The following is a 3080-nucleotide window of genomic DNA, read 5'->3' as shown; positions in this document are numbered from 1 at the left end:
CTCAGCCCGATTCCGTGAAATGAATTCATGATTCCCCAAACCGTACCGAACAACCCTATAAAAGGAGAAGTATTTCCGGTTGTTGCAAGAAAAGGAACCAGTTGTGTCAGACCCGTTATCTCGGAATTAATAGCTCTTCTTAAAGCACGCTTTACGTTATCCATTCCGGCAAATTTGGAGCTTATGGTCACATCTTCGGATTCTGAAGACATGGAAGATATGGAAACACCCGACTGGCTTAATTTTGCAAGCTCCGCATAACCTATGCGAAATATCCTGGCAAGCGGGCTACCGGTTAATTCTTTTGATTTCGCATAAACATCCGAAAAATCGCGGCATCTCCAGAAATAGTCTGTAAAGGCTTCGGATTCTTTAAATGCCCGCCGCAGGTATTTATATTTAATAAAAATAATCGCCCAGGAAGTAATGGAAAAAAGAACAAGAGTCATTAATACACCCTGAACCACAATTCCTGCATTGCCTATCATGTGAAATAAGTCTAACTGCTGGGAACCCATAGAATATACTCCGCTAAATTGCGCAAGTTGTGAATGATAACAGATAGTGAACGGTAAATATTGAAATTTTGTTTTTTATATCGGCAATATACTTCTGTGTCAACGATAAGTTGCTTTTGCGTTTATTCGGTAATGTTGATTTCAAATACATTTTTGAAAAATTTCCTTTATTAAAGAACCTGAAACCAACCATCAACTGTAATATGTTTTATTCTTAATGACCATGTCTTAATGAAATTTTGCCAAACATTACCACAAGTCCTGCTATAAGACTGTAGAGTGTTTCAATGTTGAGATTTTCTTCCACTGTTTTATCATAAAATATGGTAAGACTTGATTCAAGACCATCATCAGGTCCTGAATAACAAATCAGTATCGGCACTTTGGGAAGCGGAAGCAAAACAATGGAAATATCGGCAGGATAATGGTAATCAATACGTTTTCCGTTAAATATCTGAAGCATATCATTAAATAATTCAGTGTAAGTATCGGCAATTTTTTTTAAGGGCTTTTCGGCTCTTTGGGAGTAAAGCGGGTACCACTCCTCTCCGCCTTTAAGTTCCCTGAAAGTGACCCATTCGCCTGACGGCGGTGTTCCCTTGCCGTATAGTATGTAGTTCAAAATCGGTATTGCCACCCATGGATTAACATGAATTTCCGTGATAATATTTCCATGTTCATCCACGCTGAAATTCTTTCCGAGGCACTGAAGCGTAAGTATGCCTGATGCATATTGTACGCCCAGCCTCTTTGCGGCTTCCGCCAGATCGATCGAAGCTATTTTCTGCTTTAATTCTTTTATAGCTTCCCCCTGCTGCTGCGTAACCCCCTTATTTGCCTTTTTTGTTGTATCAACCTGTTCGATTATACCACTATCCAGTCTTGGGCAATCTTCAAGCTTCATTTCTCTTTTAAATACCGCCGCTGCAAAGGCAAGACATGTTGGTTTTCCGCATTCCCGGCAATTGGATTTATCCAGTAATTTTAATATTTCTATAGGGTTGTTCAGATTTGCCATATTCCTGTCCCATACAATTTTGATATCGATTCTTTTTGCTTAGGTACGTGTATTGCATTAGCAAGGTCACGCTGAGTAATCCCAATCTTCATTAAGCATCTCACCGGGATGCGTAGGTGCTCTATGGGTTGGTATTCGAATCATTATAAATTCCTCGCATGTTAATGATAGTCGGCAATTTCAACATCAACTGGACCTGCCTCTGTCCATTTAAAGCAGATCCGATACCGGTCATTAATGCAGATGCTATGTTCTTGTAACCATTTTAGCCTATGTATTGATTATCTCCAAGCCTAAAAACTTAACCATCGGATCGAAATCCCTGTCGTCATGCAACAATGCCAACTGGTGGTGAATACAGAAAGTTCCAATAATGACATCTATGGTCTTTCTTACGGTAACGCCTTTTCTCCTTAAATATCTATAGTTCATAGCACTTTCTATGGCTAATGACTGTCCTTCCATCGGCATAAACGGAATGCCCAGGAGAAGATCCCTTGCCTTGCTATCTTGAAATCTTTATCACTTTGAAATCCCTGAAGAACTTCGGTTAGAATAAGGCCACCTATGATTATAGGCGTATTTCCAAGCGAAGAATCCAGCCAATCAGTCTGAGATGTTTTACTGCCATTGAAGTAGTCAGCCCAAACGGACGAATCAACAAAAATCATTTGTCTGACCTCATCTCATCAAGATTGCCAAACCATTTGAGTTTTCCACGAAAACGCTTGATTTCTTTCTGCCGCTTAACCTGGACCAACAGTTTCAATCCTTCTTCTATAGCATCCTTTTTTGTTTTGAGGCCGGATACCTTTAAGGCTGATTCCATCAGATCGTCATCTACGACTACATTTGTCCTCATTTCTCACCTCCCATGTGTATATATTGACTATATCATACACATTATTTGCATTATTTGGAAGGTTTTTTTGAAGTTGTTGGTTATTTCTTGCCGTATAAATCAAATTGATATTTTTTATCAAAGTTTGCGGCGGCCTGTCTGCGTACCGGCAATCTTGTCAATCAGACCGAACTGGGCACAGTAAACAATCCTGACCACCATTTTTGAGGAAGCAACAGAATTCTTCAACCTTTGTCGTAAGAACGGAATCCAGGGTTCAAGGACTGGTGGCACAGGGGAGAACAGCCACGGAAACCCTGAAGATTGCAAGGGATGTGGCCCGGAAGTTGATGGAAGCGCGTTTGGAAAAGGCTAAAAATAAGGAACACTAAGGGCAATCTTGAGAGAAGCCGATATTGCTCCGGATGATTTTTTAAAAAAGAAATAAATCTACATCCTTCTTTACAAACCGCATTCTATAAAAAACATCATATAATACTCATAAAATCATTGTGTTATACATCAAAATAGATAAAGTAAATACTCACCCAATTATATTATAGAAGGCAAATCGAAAATTCCTGACTTTTATCCGGGTGCGGAATAGTGATGTTTCGTCTGAATTTCTCACTCATTTCCACCCCAGGCATCTGCTAAATCACCAAATAATTCATATAAATCTTGTTATTATAATTTTAATTTG

At 39.3% G+C, this 3080-nt stretch carries 5 protein-coding genes; all 5 read right to left on the bottom strand.

Features of this window, described 5'->3' with window-relative positions; all coding sequences use genetic code 11:
- Positions 1 to 518 (bottom strand): MotA/TolQ/ExbB proton channel family protein (locus VXK47_RS05705; protein ID WP_435547812.1); only part of this gene is annotated, 518 nt, incomplete at its 3' end.
- Positions 519 to 732: 214 nt separating this feature from the next.
- Positions 733 to 1536 (bottom strand): DUF3786 domain-containing protein, encoded by an 804-nt coding sequence (locus VXK47_RS05700; RefSeq protein ID WP_435547811.1) that lies wholly within the window; start codon positions 1534 to 1536, stop codon positions 733 to 735.
- A gap of 270 nt (positions 1537 to 1806) precedes the next feature.
- A complete protein-coding gene (locus VXK47_RS05695; protein WP_435547810.1) occupies positions 1807 to 2001 on the bottom strand; it encodes a hypothetical protein in 195 nt (64 codons plus the stop codon).
- Positions 1983 to 2207 carry a hypothetical protein gene (locus VXK47_RS05690; RefSeq protein ID WP_435547809.1) on the bottom strand — a complete coding sequence of 75 codons (225 nt, stop codon included), beginning with the start codon at positions 2205 to 2207 and terminating at the stop codon, positions 1983 to 1985. The genes VXK47_RS05695 and VXK47_RS05690 overlap by 19 nt, the downstream gene beginning before the upstream one ends.
- A complete protein-coding gene (locus tag VXK47_RS05685; RefSeq protein ID WP_435547808.1) occupies positions 2204 to 2398 on the bottom strand; it encodes a type II toxin-antitoxin system VapB family antitoxin in 195 nt (64 codons plus the stop codon). The genes VXK47_RS05690 and VXK47_RS05685 overlap by 4 nt, the downstream gene beginning before the upstream one ends.
- Positions 2399 to 3080 lie beyond the last annotated feature (682 nt).

Origin of the sequence: Desulfobacterium sp. N47, from assembly GCF_051233685.1 — a bacterium.
Lineage (GTDB): Bacteria > Desulfobacterota > Desulfobacteria > Desulfobacterales > RPRI01 > RPRI01.
The sequence above is the reverse complement of the archived record's forward strand: the minus strand, read 5'-3'. Positions and strand labels throughout refer to the sequence as shown.

What these genes read in the sequence shown, in the direction of transcription:
- VXK47_RS05700 (WP_435547811.1), bottom strand. Translation starts at nt 1,536, where the DNA reads ATGGCAAATCTGAACAACCCTATAGAAATATTAAAATTACTGGATAAA.
- VXK47_RS05695 (WP_435547810.1), bottom strand. Translation starts at nt 2,001, where the DNA reads ATGGAAGGACAGTCATTAGCCATAGAAAGTGCTATGAACTATAGATAT.
- VXK47_RS05690 (WP_435547809.1), bottom strand. Translation starts at nt 2,207, where the DNA reads ATGATTTTTGTTGATTCGTCCGTTTGGGCTGACTACTTCAATGGCAGT.
- VXK47_RS05685 (WP_435547808.1), bottom strand. Translation starts at nt 2,398, where the DNA reads ATGAGGACAAATGTAGTCGTAGATGACGATCTGATGGAATCAGCCTTA.